At 39.6% G+C, this 17,879-nt stretch carries 12 protein-coding genes; 9 read left to right on the forward strand and 3 right to left on the reverse strand.

Going from position 1 to position 17,879, the window contains the following annotated elements:
- Positions 1-139: 139 nt before the first annotated feature.
- The gene (locus ACRD67_RS08815; RefSeq protein WP_430966764.1) at positions 140-1,633 is read right to left on the reverse strand and encodes an amidohydrolase family protein; all 1,494 of its coding nucleotides are present in this window, start codon (positions 1,631-1,633) and stop codon (positions 140-142) included.
- A gap of 547 nt (positions 1,634-2,180) precedes the next feature.
- Between ACRD67_RS08815 and ACRD67_RS08820 the strand changes: the two genes are divergently transcribed.
- The 8 genes from ACRD67_RS08820 (at position 2,181) to ACRD67_RS08855 (ending at position 13,014) form a co-directional block, all read left to right on the forward strand.
- On the forward strand, positions 2,181-2,450 hold the full coding sequence (locus ACRD67_RS08820) for a hypothetical protein (RefSeq protein WP_430966765.1): 270 nt from the start codon (positions 2,181-2,183) through the stop codon (positions 2,448-2,450).
- Positions 2,450-3,298: a hypothetical protein gene (locus tag ACRD67_RS08825; RefSeq protein ID WP_430966766.1), complete on the forward strand. Its 849-nt coding sequence runs from the start codon at positions 2,450-2,452 to the stop codon at positions 3,296-3,298. Before ACRD67_RS08820 ends, ACRD67_RS08825 begins: the two co-directional genes overlap by 1 nt.
- Before the next feature lie 294 nt (positions 3,299-3,592).
- A complete protein-coding gene (locus tag ACRD67_RS08830) occupies positions 3,593-4,159 on the forward strand; it encodes a hypothetical protein (protein WP_430966767.1) in 567 nt (188 codons plus the stop codon).
- Between the two features lie 468 nt (positions 4,160-4,627).
- The gene (locus ACRD67_RS08835) at positions 4,628-5,350 is read left to right on the forward strand and encodes a DUF2971 domain-containing protein (RefSeq protein ID WP_430966768.1); all 723 of its coding nucleotides are present in this window, start codon (positions 4,628-4,630) and stop codon (positions 5,348-5,350) included.
- Between the two features lie 8 nt (positions 5,351-5,358).
- Complete coding sequence (locus ACRD67_RS08840; RefSeq protein WP_430966769.1) at positions 5,359-6,756, forward strand: hypothetical protein; 1,398 nt, start codon at positions 5,359-5,361, stop codon at positions 6,754-6,756.
- Between the two features lie 82 nt (positions 6,757-6,838).
- The gene (locus ACRD67_RS08845; RefSeq protein ID WP_430966770.1) at positions 6,839-7,567 is read left to right on the forward strand and encodes an HNH endonuclease; all 729 of its coding nucleotides are present in this window, start codon (positions 6,839-6,841) and stop codon (positions 7,565-7,567) included.
- A gap of 191 nt (positions 7,568-7,758) precedes the next feature.
- A complete protein-coding gene (locus ACRD67_RS08850; RefSeq protein WP_430966771.1) occupies positions 7,759-9,120 on the forward strand; it encodes an SIR2 family protein in 1,362 nt (453 codons plus the stop codon).
- A gap of 381 nt (positions 9,121-9,501) precedes the next feature.
- Positions 9,502-13,014, forward strand: a complete 3,513-nt coding sequence (locus ACRD67_RS08855; RefSeq protein WP_430966772.1) for a BspA family leucine-rich repeat surface protein — start codon at positions 9,502-9,504, stop codon at positions 13,012-13,014.
- A 26-nt stretch (positions 13,015-13,040) separates the two neighbouring features.
- Here the strand turns inward: ACRD67_RS08855 and ACRD67_RS08860 are convergent, their stop codons facing one another.
- Positions 13,041-13,598 carry a Riean_0653 family protein gene (locus ACRD67_RS08860; RefSeq protein ID WP_430966773.1) on the reverse strand — a complete coding sequence of 186 codons (558 nt, stop codon included), beginning with the start codon at positions 13,596-13,598 and terminating at the stop codon, positions 13,041-13,043.
- A gap of 12 nt (positions 13,599-13,610) precedes the next feature.
- A complete protein-coding gene (locus tag ACRD67_RS08865) occupies positions 13,611-14,900 on the reverse strand; it encodes a M43 family zinc metalloprotease (protein ID WP_430966774.1) in 1,290 nt (429 codons plus the stop codon).
- 854 nt (positions 14,901-15,754) lie between these two features.
- Here ACRD67_RS08865 and ACRD67_RS08870 point away from each other — a divergent pair.
- Entirely contained in the window at positions 15,755-17,866 is a 2,112-nt protein-coding gene (locus ACRD67_RS08870; protein WP_430966775.1) for a DNA/RNA non-specific endonuclease, read from the forward strand.
- Positions 17,867-17,879: the final 13 nt, after the last annotated feature.

The following is a 17,879-nucleotide window of genomic DNA, read 5'->3' on the forward strand; positions in this document are numbered from 1 at the left end:
GATACATTCTGGCCAGTACTTAGGTTTGATGCATGTTTTTAATGCTATGAAGTCCAATTCAACATCCGAAATTCATGGGGTGACCGCTCTACTATTTTCACAAAATCGGGAATAGCCATAATATACATGTGGTACCCAGTTATTCTTTGACCTCCAAATCTTGTCTTTTTATGACTTTGCCTCCAATAACAACTTTCTCTATAGCATCATATGCTTCAATATCCATTAAAGGGTTTTTGGCCATCATAATTATATTTGCTTTTTTTCCGATGGCCAATGAGCCAAGAGAAGAATCTAAATGAAAAGCTTTGGCATTATTAAATGTAGCGGACGCAAGTATTTTATTTAAAGGGACTCCAGCTTCTTTCATCAATTTAAGCTCCCAATTACCATTATGACCAGGTTGATTGCTATAAATTGGGCCAGATGGGGTATCTGAGCCAAATAGGATCAGGCCATTGTTATCAGAAAGGTACTTTAAAGCTAGCATTGCATGACCTTGCACATGGTCATACATTGTATGAATCTCCTCTACAGTAAGTCCGCTAAAAATTTTTTTGCCAAACCATTGTGCTTCTTCCGTTTTATACCATTCAAGTAAATTTTTAGGTACCACCCTTTTTAAGCCAGGTCGATCAAGAAATTCAGTATCGACCAGTGCTTCCTCTCCTTCAATAACAGTCAATGTAGGGGTATAGCCTATTTGCTTTTTAATTTGTAAATCCAACATGTTTTTTATCTCTATTGGAAGAGAATCAGAGGGCACATCCTTATATTCTTCCCAGTTCCAAAGCCCGTGGGATATGATATCAACTCCTATATCCGTTAAAAATGAGTGTTCTTCAAATGAATTGGCGTGAACTGTCAAAACAAGCCCGTTGGAATGTGCTTCCATAAGCAAATCTTCCATAATGTCCTTGGTTGGCAAGGGCAACCCCTTCATGTGACCAAAACCTGATTCGTAATACGATTTTACAGCAATGGCACCAGAATTTTTAATACGCTTGACCACTGCTTTGGGAGTGTGGTTTGTTGGACTATACTTATCTGGTATATTTTCTGCCTGACTTTCCATATATATGAAATTTGGCAGGGCTTCAAATCGATATTCCATAGGTATATTGTTCATTGGGTAGCCATTTGCAACCGCAGCCCCTGAATGTCCAACATGATATAGATCGGGTTTTGCTTCTTCCATGTTAAAAGAAGTGATATCTTCTTCATACATGCCCCCAAGATCAATTAAAGTGGTAAAACCGTAGTATAAATAGCTTCGAGGCATTTGGCTTTTAAACCCGGTGGCCAGTTCAGGGTATTTTTCTATATGATGGGGAAGCATTCCCTGCACTCCTGGAAGATGAACATGACTATCGATCAACCCTGGAATTACGAATTTCCCGGTTCCATCGATCTGTTCAAATGTTCCGCTTATACTTGGCTCATCTTTGCCTACATAAACGATTTCATCTTTTTCAACCACTAAATAACCTATATAAGGGCTGTACGTGCCATCTTCTGTTGAGATTATGGTAACATTCGATAGGTATACACCTTCCGTAAGATTCAGTTGTTCTTTATTCTCCTGACAAGAGAATAAAATTGTAGCAAGGAGAGTAGTTAGTAACTTTTTCATTGATTATCGTCTTTGGTCGTTTAACCGAAGACGATTATATCTTAAGATCGTTACAGTTATTTGAATTTTCAGACTAACAGGTACGTATCAATTCTATGGTGCAAAACGGCAATATCTGTCATTAGGGCCAAGAAAGATAAAATGCTAGGGAAGGAGTCTTTCCGGAATCCTCTACAATTGAACCACAATCCTCCTTTATTTCATTTCGGCGGACAGGTGTACTGGCGTTACCTGCCCGCCGTGGGGGGCAGGCGGGCACTCTTTAACCGAAACGATAGAGTAGGGGAATGCGGAGCACACCGAAGCTTGTGCCTCCGCTAAAGCTTTAGCGACATGTGGATAGCGTAGGTGAGTGTGTGGAATGGGAAAACATACTGAAATTTACGGTTTTTCCGTAATTTATTTCTTGTTAAATTTTGTACATTTAACTACTCCAAAGAATTTACTTCCTACAGTTTACTTCCCCCTTTTACGAAAAATACCCCTTAATGGGTATTGCTTTGCTATTTAATAAAAAAGAATTTTAACGAGTAAAATTGATTTAAATATGCCTACTAAAGAAGAAATTCTAAATAAGGTTCATCTTGATATAGCTGAGTATGCCAGTTATCCAAAGGAGAAATTAAAGGATGAATTTATTTTAAAAGAAAATCCATTAAAAATGGATAACCCGAGCCTAAATTTTATGACTCTTTCACTAAGGGGATATGTAAAAAAACACAATTCTAAGCAAACTTTACTAGCGAAAGAGGTTAAAAAATCAAAATTAACAGTGAAACTTTTAGGAGAATTAGTTTTTGGAAAAATCAAAGGATAATGAGACACATATTTTTTTTAATTTTTCTCCCTGTAGTTGTTTTGGGACAAACTACATCAAAAAAAACGTCTTGGTTCGAAGAAAACGTAAGTATTCGTAAAACTTTTGACGGTTCAAAAAATGAGAACAAACCTGCCACCTTTGCTTTATTTGAAGATCATAGATCTGATAATGATTTTATAAGCGCAGATATAGCGATTAAAATTGTAGAGTGGGAGTTATTCGAAAATACCGGCAGTATTCTTTCCTTATTTCCTGTTGTAGAATATCATCGATCTTCAAATGATAATGATGAAAAAGATAAATTGAGTGCAGGTTTAAATGTGGAATATTATCTTGGAAATCAAGGGATTCTTAGACCTTATTTGCTTTCAAACTTTGCCTTTAAAAGGAATCTACTCGAAAGTACTAATGAAATTAAATATGTCGGACAATTATCTTTATTTGGCACTAAACCTGGACAACCAGGTTATAAATTAAGATTTGATAATGAAGAAGGAGATTATAAAGGAACGTACTATCCATATTTGGGATTTGAATACAATGAGATACCAGATTTAATTGCCGAAGGTGAAATAGAGAACTTATCCATCATATTCGTTAGAGTTTTCTTTGAATATTGGTTTTCACCAAAATCAGTTCAATTCATATTAAATGGAATATATCGGAATTTAATTTCGGCTAGCACAATCAAGAATGATTTACCACTTGTAAACCTTTCTTTAAATTATTATCCAGGTAACCAGGATAAAATTAGTATCGGATTGGATTATAAAAACGGTTATGACCCAGATTCAAAATTCACAAAAGTTGAAAGTACATCTTTAAGCCTGAAATTAAATTTTTAGAGCTTATTACTAAAGAAACCAATAAAACTTAAAAGTTATATCAACCCAATCATTAATCATTAAAAAATTTAATTATGGCTTATCATTCTATCATGAGTAATATTTATCATGTGTACCAAAGGTGTACGGTAGGGAATAATATTGAAAAGGACAATCTAAGAAGCGGAACCGGCGGTAAGAGACTTTGCAAAACCTGTCAAGAAATAAGGGAAGGTAAAAGGTCTAGATAGGGTTTTGAATATTATTAACGTATTGCCACAATAATACAAACAAGTTACAACCAAAATATTTCAAATGGCTTTAGGAAAAAGGTCCTTATCGAAACCAAAGGTTTACAAGTTCGTGCACCAAGATGATGAGTATATACAGACCAATATCAAGGGAATCGAATACAAGAATGAACGAGGTTGGCTCGAAATTAATAAGAATGGTAGAATCTATTTAAATACTTCGTGTTATGATGGATATGCGTGGGATGGTTGTACGCCTAAATTCGAGCTATTTGATTTTTTGATTGGTACTCCTGATGGAAAATTAGATTATGGAACCGAAAAGCCCATTACCTATTTTGCTTCAATGACACATGACCTGCTATACCAGCTAAAAAGAGAATTACCATTATCGCGCAAAACCGTGGATGTTCTGTTTTATTTGATATTAAAGGATTCCGGATTTATTTGGTCTGGGGTATACTATTTTTTTGTTCGTGCATTTGGTGGAATTTTATTTCCTGGTTGGAAAACAAAGGAAAAGATCAAAAACATTGTAATTGAAGAGTGCTCATGGATAGAAAGAACTAAAGAGGAGCTTAAAAAAATTAATTTACCAAATGAGGTAAATCATCCGTTCTTGAAAATTTAAGGCTTAAAAAGCGATAAGCATTGAGTACGGTGACAATCCTGTCATCGGATTAGAATATGTTCATGATCAATAGGTATAGTTTTTCCGGCTAACAAAACCAGATTTGATGGCATACTGAAGAGCACGCCGAAGCTTGTGCCTCAGCTAAAGCTATGGCGACATGCGGATAGCGTAGGAGGGAAGGAGGGGAGTGTAATGTAATGTAATGTGTGTGGAATGGCTATACTACTACAATTTTTAATATCCTTGCAGTTTTTCGTAATGAATTACTTGTTAAAATTTTGTACATTTAAACACTCCCAAGATTTCACCTTCTATATTCTGCTTTCACCCTCTGGTACATAGAATACTATTGCATAAACCTAATATGAAACAAATAAAACTATATAAAAGAAGTATAGAGCATTAATGATCTATATCCAATCGTCACAGCAATTCCTTGTCAACATGGTTAGAAATCTTTTGAATATGACGGAGAAGCAAAAGGATAAAAACATTTATCGTGTTTTTTCCGTTGATAGGCTCTTTGAAATTTTTAACTCAAAACAATTGACTCTTGTAAGGCCTAAACTATGGGATGATCCGTTTGAAAACGTAATCATGAATTCAACTGGAGAATTAGAGTCAGGAGAGATATTCACGATTGATTCTAGAAATAATTTTTATGGACAATGTTGGACATACACAAATGAAAGTGATGCCATTTGGAGAATTTATGCTCCAAACAAGGATGGAGTGAGAGTTCGGACTACACCCAGAAAGTTATTGAAATCATTATACGAGAGGTCAGATGAATTTAGAGATCTTCATTGTTTCATTGGCAAAGTGGACTACTACAGCAAAAAGAGACTTAATGCTCTGCTCAGCAACTCAAAAACAATCTCATCTTGGCTCTTGGATTCTACAGGGGTGGGGCAAGCAATGACACTTTTATTTAAGAGATATGCATTCATGCATGAGAACGAAGTGAGAATATTGTACAATAGTAACGGGAAGGTTAAAAGTGACTTGTTCAAATATTCTATTGACCCTATTGACCTAATTGAGGACATAGTTTTTGATCCTAGAATGGATTATAAAAAATTCAGGACCCATAAATCTGACCTTAAGAAACTAGGTTTTAAAGGACGTATCGTTAAATCGAATTTGTATACGGTTCCAAAGCTCAATTTCAAACTTGTAACTCAATAGTTGAAATCATGATTTTCATCTATTTGGATTGGAATGTAATCTCTCAAATGAAGTCTGGTCATCATAAGCATCTTAGTGAATATCTTAGGCAACCGAACAGAATTGTCACGCTTTACTCAACTTCACATATTGGCGACTTATTTTCAAGCTACAAGGATGAATCTGACCAACTCAAAACCATAGAAGAAGACCTAGAATTCATTACTTCTGTAACTGATAATTGTTGCTTATCAAATAATGGTAAAGAGGTTAGGTTGGGTTATGATGATCCAAAAAGATTGTTTGATCAAAGGGTTGATCAAAAGGATTTATTTGAAAACTTCAGTCTTGACAAATTAGCAGAGATATTCGAAGGCGATCCTTTGACTTCATCATTAGGAAAAACATTTGTCAAACTGATTAAATCCATGCCCCTTGATAAGGCATTTAAGGATGCTCTTTCTAATCCTGAAAGTGCAAATCAATTGAATAAAATATTCCCCGGACTTAAAGAAAACCCCACAATGGAAGGGTTCTTTTCGAGTTTTGGAAAAATGATTACCAACTTGAATCACAGCGAAGATTACAAAGGCCTAAGGGGAATGGTTCAGTCGGGATTAAAAATCAATCGAGACAAATTATTTGACACAAACAACCCGCATGAAAGCATAGACAAAGCGTATGAAAAATTAGGTATTGGTGATTTATCTTACAACCAACAAACGGATAAGAACGCTCCCAAATGGTTTAATGAGATTTCCAATGACTACATCATGTTAGATATGCACGGTTATCAGGAGGATCGTGTCAATACTCGGAAAGGAAGAAAAGAAACATTTTCTAACACAACTGAAGACTCATTCCATGCAGGTTTCGGATCGACCTGTAACTTCTACATAATCAATGACAAGCGAGCTTATAAGAAGACTAATAAGGTTTATGAAAAGTTTGAGTTAGATACATTAGTTTTCAAACCACAAGAATTCATAACATATTACGATACGTATTTAGTTCCTCGGTCTTATGAATTTGATTTGCAAATCCCTTTCGAATATTTGAAGCTAGACGATTATATCGAAGAAAAAACAGAGTCAGAGATTCTTAGAACTTACCATGTTCCTCACTTTCTATTTGATTTCTTCAACAAGATGCTAGTTGTTGCAAACGAAGATGGGAAAATCGATATGATCGTCTTGAGTCAGATTGCGCCAACAAATAAAAGGATAACCTACTATTTTGAAATAGAAAGATTATCTCCAAAGCTATTTCAGGCTCTTGGTGAAGATGACGATGGATTAGGAGAGATTAAACAGCCTGAATTAGAACAAGAAGAGTGGCAAGGAAGAAAGTGGGAATTCGAAAGTATTTCCTTAAGGTTTATTAGAACCCAAGGAATTTATCAGCTTTATTATGACTTCAAAGACTAAAAAAGTTTTAAAAAATAATAAAGAAATATTGATTATTGATGATCAATATCTGATTGTTGTGTACAATTAAAAAAACATAAACTTGAGAGAAAATCTAATTGTTGGGGATAGATTTGAAGGAGTCCTTTTAGAAACCATTCGTGCGAAAGGTTCTTCAAGACCCAGAGTTCGACCTTTGGAATATTTCGACCAAGAAATAAGAGTTGAGTTTCCGAGGCACTTAAGAGAAGAAAATCCTCTTGGGACTCGATTCAGAGCTGATGTAAAAGTCTCTCAGAAGACGAAAAATGGTCAACCTTGGGGTAATCCTTACCTAGTCGCAACTGACAGTAGTATAAAGAAGCTGGACTTTAAACCAAAAAAATCCTTAAAAGCAATAAATCTACACACCGTTAGTGACAGGGCTTATGAATATATCGAGAAAGAATTCAAAACGGAACCGACATCCATAAATTTTTTGGATTTCAGGGAAAAAGCATATCAAAACGCGAATGTTAGTCCTGAAAGGCTGGAATCGACTTATAATTCCACCAAACGGTCGGATATTATTAAAACATACGCTCTTTCTAGAGCAAATGGTAAATGTGAATCCTGTGATGATGACGCACCATTTTTAAAAAGAAATGGAGAGCCTTATCTAGAGGTACATCATTTAGTCGAGCTAGGTAGCGGAGGGAGTGATTCACCAAAAAATGTCGCAGCTATTTGTCCGAATTGTCATGCAAGAGTAACACATGGACAAGATGCAACTGAATTTAATGATAGACTAAAAAATAAAATAGTCGAATTTGAGGACCAGTTGACGGAATAAAACTGTACACAACAATATCTATAATTCATTGCAATACTAATTGGTTAAGGGGAATATCTTTTCTTACATCTACTTCAATAACAGGCAAAAAACAAGAAGGTTACAAAACTGCCTATTCGCAACGAAATCATAGCCGAGACAGTTATGTGCAAGACGATATAATTGTTTAGCTTAGTAGAAAAGAAATTTGAATGTCAAATTATTCGAAGTATAAAGAAGAGATTTCTGAGGATTTGCAGTCATGTTTAGAAACGATGGCATGCCAACCAATTATTTTTTGCGGAAGTGGGATGTCGCAAAGATATTTCAATGCACCTAATTGGAGTAACTTATTAAAACAATTGTCAGATGAGAATCCTAGGTCCAAAGATTTTGCATATTATCGTCAGGTACATGGGGACAAATACCCTGAAATTGGCACCACTTTATGTGATGATTACCGAGAATGGGCATGGAATGAGGGAAAGAATAATTTTGATCCTGAACTTTTTTCAGAGTATCATAATTCTGACATTTTCCTTAAAACGCAGATTGCAAAAATACTTAAAGGTTCAACACCAAAAAAACTAAAAGAAATTTCTCCGAAGGAGTTACGAAGTGAAATGAAATCACTGATATCTGTCCGTCCTCATTCCATAATAACAACAAACTACGACAAATTTCTTGAACTACTCTTTAACGATTATAGCCCTATTATAGGGGAAGAATTATTAAGTAGTAATTATTCAAGTATAGGCGAGATTTTTAAAATTCATGGTTGCGTATCAGATCCAAAATCAATAGTAATTAATAAAAATGACTACGATATTTTTACTACCAAGAAAAAGTATCTTACTGCGAAATTGTTAACTTACTTTTTGGAACACCCTGTGATTATCATGGGCTATAGTGCAACTGACCCGAACGTTCAGGCAATATTATCCGATATAGATGAAATATTGGCTTCAAAAAATAAATTGGTAAATAATATTTACTTAGTAACATACCAGCCTGAGATTGATCCAGATGAAAATTTTGCCAAAGAAAAATTAATACGACTTGAAGGTGGTAAAAGCATAAGAGTAAAGAATATAGTGGCGAACAAATATGAATGGATTTTTAACTCATTGGTAAATGAAAATGCAGTTGAGAGAGTCAATCCTAAACTATTAAGGGCGCTACTTGCTAGGACATACGAACTTGTCCGAAAAGATATTCCAAGTAGAAAAATCGATATTGATTATGATATTCTTGAACATGCCCTAAGTATTGATGGGGAAATCAAGTCCATTTTTGGAATAACTAGGGTTTCGGAATCGACAGGAGTAAACATTCAATATCCCTTTTCACTTACCCGAGTTGCTAAGGAGCTCGGTTATGACTATTGGTCTCACGCCGATGTCCTAATAAAAAAAATTAAGGAGGATAAAGGTGTGGACATAAAAACGAGTGATAATAAATATCATATTAAAATACCTACTGGTACAACTAGTTTTTCTAGAAAGTACTCTTTACCCTTAGTCGATTTACTCGAAAAAGTTAAAAATGGCGAAGAGTACAATGTTGAAGTTTAAAAAGTCCAGCATATAACACTGTACATAGCAAATTGGGCTTTTGGGCGATTAGCAAAGTTCAGTGTTATTTACAAACACTGCCAAATCGTTGATTTGGCTTTTAAGAATAAATAAAATAAAAACAAAATACAACGTTTTGGCTCAGTGCAAACCCCATAATTGTGCATTGCTAATTGTTCCCTGTTCATTGTAAACACCCTCATTTCCCCTCCAATTTTCCCACCTATTCCGCTATACGCCCAGTTGTTACATGGGTTTTTCTTTCCAATCATTTTATCCGCAGTTTTATGGGATTTAACGGGGGCTTACCTCAAAAGGAAGGTAAACCTGTGAACAGGCTTACGAGGCCTCCGGTCAAAACTAACCTCAAACCACCATATCATGACAAAACCACTGCTTAGTTTCCTCCTTTTTTTGACCGTGCTTATCAGCCTTAAAGGGTTTGCCCAAACAAACGCGTTTGTATCTATTTGGCAAACCAACTTGCCCAATGAACGGATTACCGTCCCCACCACGGGTATGGGGTACAATTATACCGTAGACTGGGGCGATGGCACCACCACTACGGGTCACACGGGCAACGCCTCCCACACCTATACTAGGGCAGGAGAACATACGGTGACCATAACCGATAGCTTTCCACGAATCTATTTTAATGGTACGGGCGACAAGGACAAAATCCTGGCTATTACCCAATGGGGGACCAACCGCTGGACGTCTATGGAGAGGGCTTTTGTAGGTTGTGGCAACCTCCGTATTTCGGCCACTGATGCGCCCAACCTTTCCGGGGTGACCAGCATGCATTATATGTTCGCCTGGGCCTCGGCCATAAACGACCCCATAGGGCAATGGGATACAAGTACTGTCACAGATATGGGAGGTATGTTCTTGAGAGCATTTAACTTTAACCAGGACATTGGCAATTGGAACGTAAGCGCGGTTACAGATATGAGTTATATGTTCTATAATGCAACCAACTTTAACCAGGACATTGGCAACTGGGACGTAAGTGCAGTCACCAATATGGGCTCGATGTTCGGGGCTGCCACCAACTTTGATCAAAACATTGGTAATTGGAACGTAAGTACGGTCACCAATATGGCATATATGTTTGTGAGAGCCTCTAGCTTTAACAAGGACATTGGCAGCTGGAATGTAGGTGCGGTCACCGATATGAGTTCCATGTTTTATGATGCTGCCCGGTTTAACCAGGATATTGGCAATTGGGACGTAAGTGCGGTCACCAGCATGTATGCTATGTTCTATCGGGCATCTGACTTTGACCAGAACATCGGCAATTGGGATGTCAGTGGGGTCACCAATATGCTAAATATGTTTAACGGTACCCTGTCCATTTCCAACTATGATGCCCTCCTTAGCGGTTGGAGCTCACGGACGCTGCAACGATATGTTTACTTTAATGCCGGTAACAGTAAATATTGTAACGGCGAAGCCGCCAGAAATACGTTGATAAACGCCTATGCTTGGACAGTTATCGATGATGGCAAAGATTGTACCGATGCTTTTATCACCACCTGGCGGACCACCACGCCCAACGAGCAGATTACCATCCCCACTGAAGGCACCGGATATAACTACACGGTAAACTGGGGCGACGGCACCACTACTACAGGTCACACGGGCAACGCCTCCCACACCTATACTACAGCAGGATTATATACGGTGACCCTTATCGGTACTTTTCCCCGGATCTATTTTAACAATGAGGGCGACAAGGACAAGATCATAGCCGTGACCCAATGGGGCACCAACCCCTGGGCCTCCATGGAAAGTGCATTTCACGGTTGTAGCAATCTCCGTATTACGGCCTCGGACGCACCCGATCTGTCCGAAGTGGCCAGCATGTACCGCATGTTTGCTGGTGCCTCAGACATGAACGACCCCATAGGTCATTGGGATGTAAGTAACATAACCAACATGAGCTATATGTTCTGGAGAGCCACCAATTTTAACCAGGACATTGGAAATTGGGATGTAAGCAATGTCGCCCATATGAACTTTATGTTCCATCTTGCCACCAGCTTTAACCAAAACATAGGCAACTGGAACGTAAGTACGGTCACCAATATGGGCAATATGTTTTATGGCGCCACTAGCTTTGACCAGGACATTGGCAGTTGGAATGTAAGCAATGTCACTGACATGGGAAGTATGTTTTGGGCGGCAACCCATTTTAACCAGGACATCAGCAGTTGGAACGTAAGTGCGGTCACCAATATGGGTAGAATGTTTTGGTATGCTATCAACTTTGACCAGGACATTGGGAACTGGAACGTAGGTGCGGTTACAAATATGCCTTATATGTTCTATGGTGCCACCAGTTTTAACAAGAACATTGGCAATTGGAACGTAAGTGCGGTCACCCATATGGAATATATGTTCTATAATGCCACCAGCTTTGACCAGGATGTCGGGAACTGGGACGTAAGCAACGTCACTGATATGTACGCCATGTTCCAGAATGCCACTAGCTTTAACCAAGCCATTGGCAATTGGAATGTTAGTAGCGTTACGAATATGAGGGGGATGTTCAGGAACGCCTCCAGCTTTGACCAGAACCTAGGAAATTGGGATGTAAGCTCGGTTACGGATATGCGTGATATGTTTTTGGGCATCGACTTGTCCATCCCTAACTATGATGCCCTGCTTATGGGGTGGAGTGCACGGACCTTGCGACCAAATGTTAATTTCAATGCCGGCGGCAGCCAATATTGCAATGGTGAAACCGCCAGAAATACCCTGGTAAACACCTATAACTGGACGATTATCGATGGCGGCCGGTATTGTGCGGATGAATTTATCACCACTTGGCGGACCACCACACCCAACGAGCAGATTACCATCCCTACTGCCGGTACCGGATATAACTACACGGTAAACTGGGGAGACGGTACCACCACCACTGGCCATACAGGCAATGCTTCGCACAACTATGTAACAGCAGGAGAATATAGTGTGACCATCACCGGTAGCTTTCCGCGCATCAATTTTTTTAATGACACGGAAAACAGAAGCAAGATTACGGCCATTACCCAATGGGGCACCAATCCCTGGACATCCATGGCGGACTCTTTTACGGGCTGTAACAACCTTCGCATTACGACCACAGATGCACCCGACCTGTCTGGTGTGACCAGTACGTACCGCATGTTTGCTGGGGCCATAGTCATGAATGACCCCGTAGGCCATTGGGATGTAAGCGCTGTTACGAATATGGAAAATACGTTCCTGGCCGCATCCAATTTTAATCAGGACATTGGTAGTTGGAACGTGGCCAACGTCACAAATATGAAAGGGATGTTCAGTTTTGCCTCCAAATTCGACCAGGACATCAGTGATTGGAACGTAAGCAAGGTTACCAATATGAACCGGATGTTCGCTAATGCATCCGTCTTCAATCAGGATATTGGTAGCTGGGAGGTAAGTGCAGTCACCGATATGGGATGGATGTTTCAAAATGCATCCAATTTTAACCGGAACATCGGTAATTGGAATGTGGACAACGTAACGGACATGAGCTACATGTTCAGGGATGCGACCAGCTTTGACCAGGACATTGGAAACTGGAACACGGGCGCCGTTACAAATATGGAACAGATGTTCTACATGGCCACTAGCTTTGATAGGAACATCGGCAATTGGAATGTAACCAGCGTTGCCAGTATGGATTTTATGTTCTTGGGGGTTACCTTGTCCACGCCCAACTACAATGCACTGCTTACGGGGTGGGAAGCGCAGGCAGTACAAAATAATGTTACTTTTCACGGAGGCAATTCCAGTTACAGTCCGGGAAGCGCTGCAGCCGCACGGGCAAGGTTAATCAATAACTACAACTGGACCATTACCGATGGAGGCCCTATCAGGGATAGATAGGGGAGTCGTTATATAGAGGGTAAGTATCAGCTTTGGTCCTTATAAATAATATCAAACCGGCCATCGGTGACGTGGATCTGCGAGTCATCAATGCTGAACAGTATAAATTCAAAGGTGCCCGAAATAATTTGGGCATCCTGATCAAAGCGGGTAATGATCAACTTTCCGGGCATTTTGTCTCTTGTACCTACCGGAGCAGGAAAACCATCTCCCCACAAAACATAACCGGCACTAAATTTCCCACGACCTTGTGTGACAAGGTCATATTCGGTTTCTGTAAGTGCAGCTACAGCATCTGCAATTATCCCGACAGAAATCCCTGGTTGTTTCCTATACTTTGATCCACCAATATCCAGGGTGTAGGCTCCATCGCTAAAACTGTAAAATGCGGAAGGTTTCCCCAAGCCGGTAGTGTCCGATATAAAAGGTTTCCCGTCTATCAGGCAGGCAAAGACCTGTTTGCCAGACCGTGTGGGTGGGGGAAGGGTATCTGCCGGATTTTTTAATCCCTCTTGTCCGTCGCTACAGCCTATGGATAGAAACAATAGCGATAGTAATACTAAAAATGGATTTCGTTTGTACATCGCATCGATAATTTAATTTCGTATCATCATCTTGGGCGTTTCTATTATTTGCTCGTTCCGCTCATCGCGGATGGGAACAGCATAGAGTCCCGGTCGTATCTGCGCATCTGGCCCCGATTGTATGCCAGCCGTTTCGGTGGTCATTAAAGGAATCCATATAGGGCAATGTATATAGCTCACATATCCCGCACTTCCACGGGAACTATAAGTAGGATTGGGGCTATAACTCGTTATTTTGGCATTGTAGGAGTAAGAACTGACCGAAACATTGACAACAGGGTTTGTTGTTGCAGTAAAATTATAGGTAGATGTAGTATTCAATGTCCTATTGGTCACCCGAATGTTATAGTTGAACCCTCTTTGAAATTGAAGTTTGTCCGTCTCCCAATAAGAAATATTAAAGCATCCGCCCCTTGTGCGGGTCCTTCTGTAGTTTGTCCGGGTAGAGGATATTTTTAAGGGTTTCGCCAATTGGCTGGCCGATACCTGTACCGTTTGCAAATCATCGTTCAAGACCAGGGCCTCGCGCATTCTGCTGATCTGGCCCGCGGTAAACCTGTTCCCACAATTTAACCTGGTGTACGACATAAAATTACGCGTATCCGGACTATACGTATTATTACCGGTAAACCCACACTGATTGTTGACAGTTCCCTGGTTCATACAAGGGTCTGCCGGTGTGTCGCATACCAGATCTCCAGCTGAGGCACAATTAGAGCCGTTGGCGAGTTCTTCAGGAATGCTATTATCCCTTTCACAAGACATACCATGAAAGGTATGGAACAGGTTCAGGTTATGTCCAAGTTCGTGGGCAAAGACAAAGGAGTTCCTGTAATCTTTTCTTAAAGCCATAAACCTACCTGGAAGTTCCGCTCTACCAATGATTCCGGTATTGCCGTTGATATTAAATCCATCGATTAAAAAGACCTGGATACTGCTTGTATTTCGGTTAATGTTTCTTAGTCCTTCATACTCTGTTCGGGAATTGATTACTGCCGAAGCATTGTTGTAATAGTTCCCATATCCATTATACCTGAAAACAATGTTGGATGCAGCATATCTTCGGTTCAATGTTACCAGGGCATCCTTGCACTGTTGCACCGTAACATTGGATGAGCTTCCTGCATTCAGGATGTTGAAGTAAAGATTGATAACAATAGGGGCGTTACTGTTTATCCTATTGGTAAGACTGGTTGTTCTTGCTTTCTTGGAAGTATTCCCATCAATTCCTGTTGTGCCGCACATCTGGGCATAGGAACTGCCAGATAGCATGAACAAGATACTAAGTAAAAGTGTTCTCATTATTTCAGTTTTTTTTTGAGTTAATTTGGTTTGATATCCACTTTTAGCGGTAAAAAATCACCACCAGGAGGCCCCTTATTCAGGTTTTTTTTAGACTTTCCTGCTAAGTCTTACTCCGGAAATGAGTAAGTGTAAGGACACTGTATGTTCATAATCGGTGTTGTTTAAATGGCACAGAAAAGGAGCCTATTATAGATCGGAGCTACCTGTGTTTTCAGCGGTTCTCATGGTATTTTGCTCTTGGAAAAATCCAATATCGGGTAGTGGGGACCCAGGGGAGAAAATCCATGTTTGTGTCAAATCGTTATAGTGAAACTCGTGATAAAATGTGTAGAAGGAAAAACCCAAGTAACAACTGGGTGTGTATGGGAATAAGTGGGAGAGTTTTGATTGAACTTAGGTGAAAATTGGCCTCAGAAAAGTTTGGTTGTCGCTAGACTATTGCTTTAAACGAAGTTATGGAGCACAGAGCAGGGAGGGCACTCTTCTTCCAAGCCTACTACACGCCCTCCGGAGTGATTTTCAGCGTAGGGGGGGAGTAGGGGAGTGCGAAGTCCTCCGAAGTGGAACGAAGAAGGGGAGCATGCCATTGCTCACCGTATTTACTTACCAAACAATAAAAAAATCCCCATGAATGGGTATTGATTTACCTTATGGAGATGTATACTTTGAACTCCAAGAGGAATACACCTTTTCAATTACACTGCTCCAAAGAATTGACTTCCTACAGTTTACTTCCCCCGAAAACACCTTATTAATAGGTATATGTTTTGCGCCATGTTTTTTGAACTTTTAGCCAAATACTTTGCTAGCTAAATATATTATTAAAGAATCCATGTAAAAATTTAATACAAATGAGTTCAGCATTCCAAACCCCTAAACAACTATTACACGAATGTGCCAATAGATGGGAACAACGCGCTAAAAAAAGACAGAAGAATCTTGAAAGTTTAAAATCAGGAGATTTGACTGGAGTGGAATCCACAGAACGTCTACAAAAGAGAGTATTGCACTTAAATGAAGCAACTAAACGAATCTCTGGACAAAGACCTAGTGCAAATTTAAGTGAAGGTATAAATGCCGATATCGGAATGGAACGCGTTATTGCGAAGGACGATTTTTTGGATATCACCTTTTTAGAAAGGGGCTTGGCGGTTTCCAGATCGGTATGCAAAGTCAATATTTATCGTTCTGCAGGCAGTTTTGCTGGTTCTGGATCCGGTTTTTTGATTGGTCCAAATTTAGTAATGACAAATAATCACGTATTACCTTCATCAGAGTATGCCAAACATTCGCTATTGGAGTTTGATTATCAGAAGGATAAGTTCGGTATTCCCATGCAATCCGTACTGTTCAGGCTCAGCCCACATGAATTTTTTATCACTGATAAAGATTTGGACTATAGTATGATTGCCGTGAACCCAATTTCTGAGAATAGTAAAAAGTTGGCCTCTTATGGATGGAATAAGTTGATGGATGAGGGAAAGGCCTTGATAGGAGAGCCCTTGAATATAATTCAGCATCCTTTGGGCGGCTTTAAACAGTTAGTGGTCCATTCGAACCAATTGATAGATCTTTTGGATATGCATGCGCATTATTTGACGGATACTGAAGAAGGCTCTTCTGGTTCTCTGGTGTGTAATAATCAATGGGAAGTTGTGGCATTGCACCATGCGGGAGTGCCCAAGAGAGTGGGAGATACCATTATCGATATCTACGGCCAGCCATGGGATGGACATGACCCGGAAGACATCAAATGGGTAGCTAATGAAGGTATTAGGATTAGTCGAATTTTAAAGGACTTGGAAGCCACCGAAGTGCCCAATGATTGGGAGGCTTCCAAAAAAAGTGTTTTTGAGAGCGTTCCTCCCGACCCAATGGAATTGATTAGCAACCCCAAGGAGGATGTAATAAAACCTGCAACGAACAAGCAGAATGGTATTACTTGGAACATTCCATTGAGTGTTACTGTTTCCATAGGGGAGGTTTCCAGATATGATATAACGCCAGTGTCAGTGGAAGCAAGTTCCATAGAATCTGTTGATCCGAATCCCGTGAAAACGATAGACCAAGACATCGTTCAAGAGAAACGGGTGGTACCATTTATTGATGATGACTATACTACTCGAGAGGGATTTGACACCAATTATTTGGGGCTGGATGTTCCCTTACCAACAATTTTGGACGAGACAAAGGTGTCTAAAATGGATACTGGTTCGCATTTGATTCCCTATCATCATTTCTCTATTGTAATCAATAAGGAGAGACGCTTGGCATATTTTTGTGCGGCCAATGTCGATGGGAATGAGGAAGGTAAGCAACCGGAACCCAATAAGGATTATACACGGAAAGGTCTAAGTGGATTGGGCAAGAACGATAGGGAGGCTTGGTTGACCGATCCCCGTATTCCTGCCAATCATCAACTCCCGGACATGTTCTATAACAAGGACCGCAAATCCTTTGATAAAGGACATATCGTTCGAAGGGACGATGTGGCTTGGGGATCTAATTATGAAGAAGTAAGGATGGCCAATGGGGATACTTTCCATGCTACTAACTGCTCTCCTCAAGTTTCTCATTTTAACCAAGCTAGCAGAGGAGGTATTTGGGGGAAGTTCGAGAATTTCGTGCTTAAGGAGGCTAAAGATGAAAAATTAGTGGTTTTTTCTGGCCCTGTGTTTCGATCTAATGACCAGTTCTTTGATGGAAGGGACGATCGTGGTCGTATACAGGTTAAAATTCCTAGAGCTTATTGGAAGATTTTGGTGTGCAGGGATGGAAATAAACTCAAGACCTATGCTTTTATACTAAAGCAGGATTTGGGATCTGTGGATTGGAAAGAGATTGCGGAAATTCCAGAACGTTTTCAGGATTTGCAAATAAAAGTCACTGACCTACAGCAAAAATTGGTAAATATTAAACTACCAGAGATATTGTTTACAACGGATCAAATGGAAGTACAGTAGTATAGTAAAAGTT

Origin of the sequence: Eudoraea algarum (assembly GCF_050589645.1) — a bacterium.
In the GTDB taxonomy this organism is placed as follows: Bacteria; Bacteroidota; Bacteroidia; order Flavobacteriales; family Flavobacteriaceae; genus JBNGOQ01.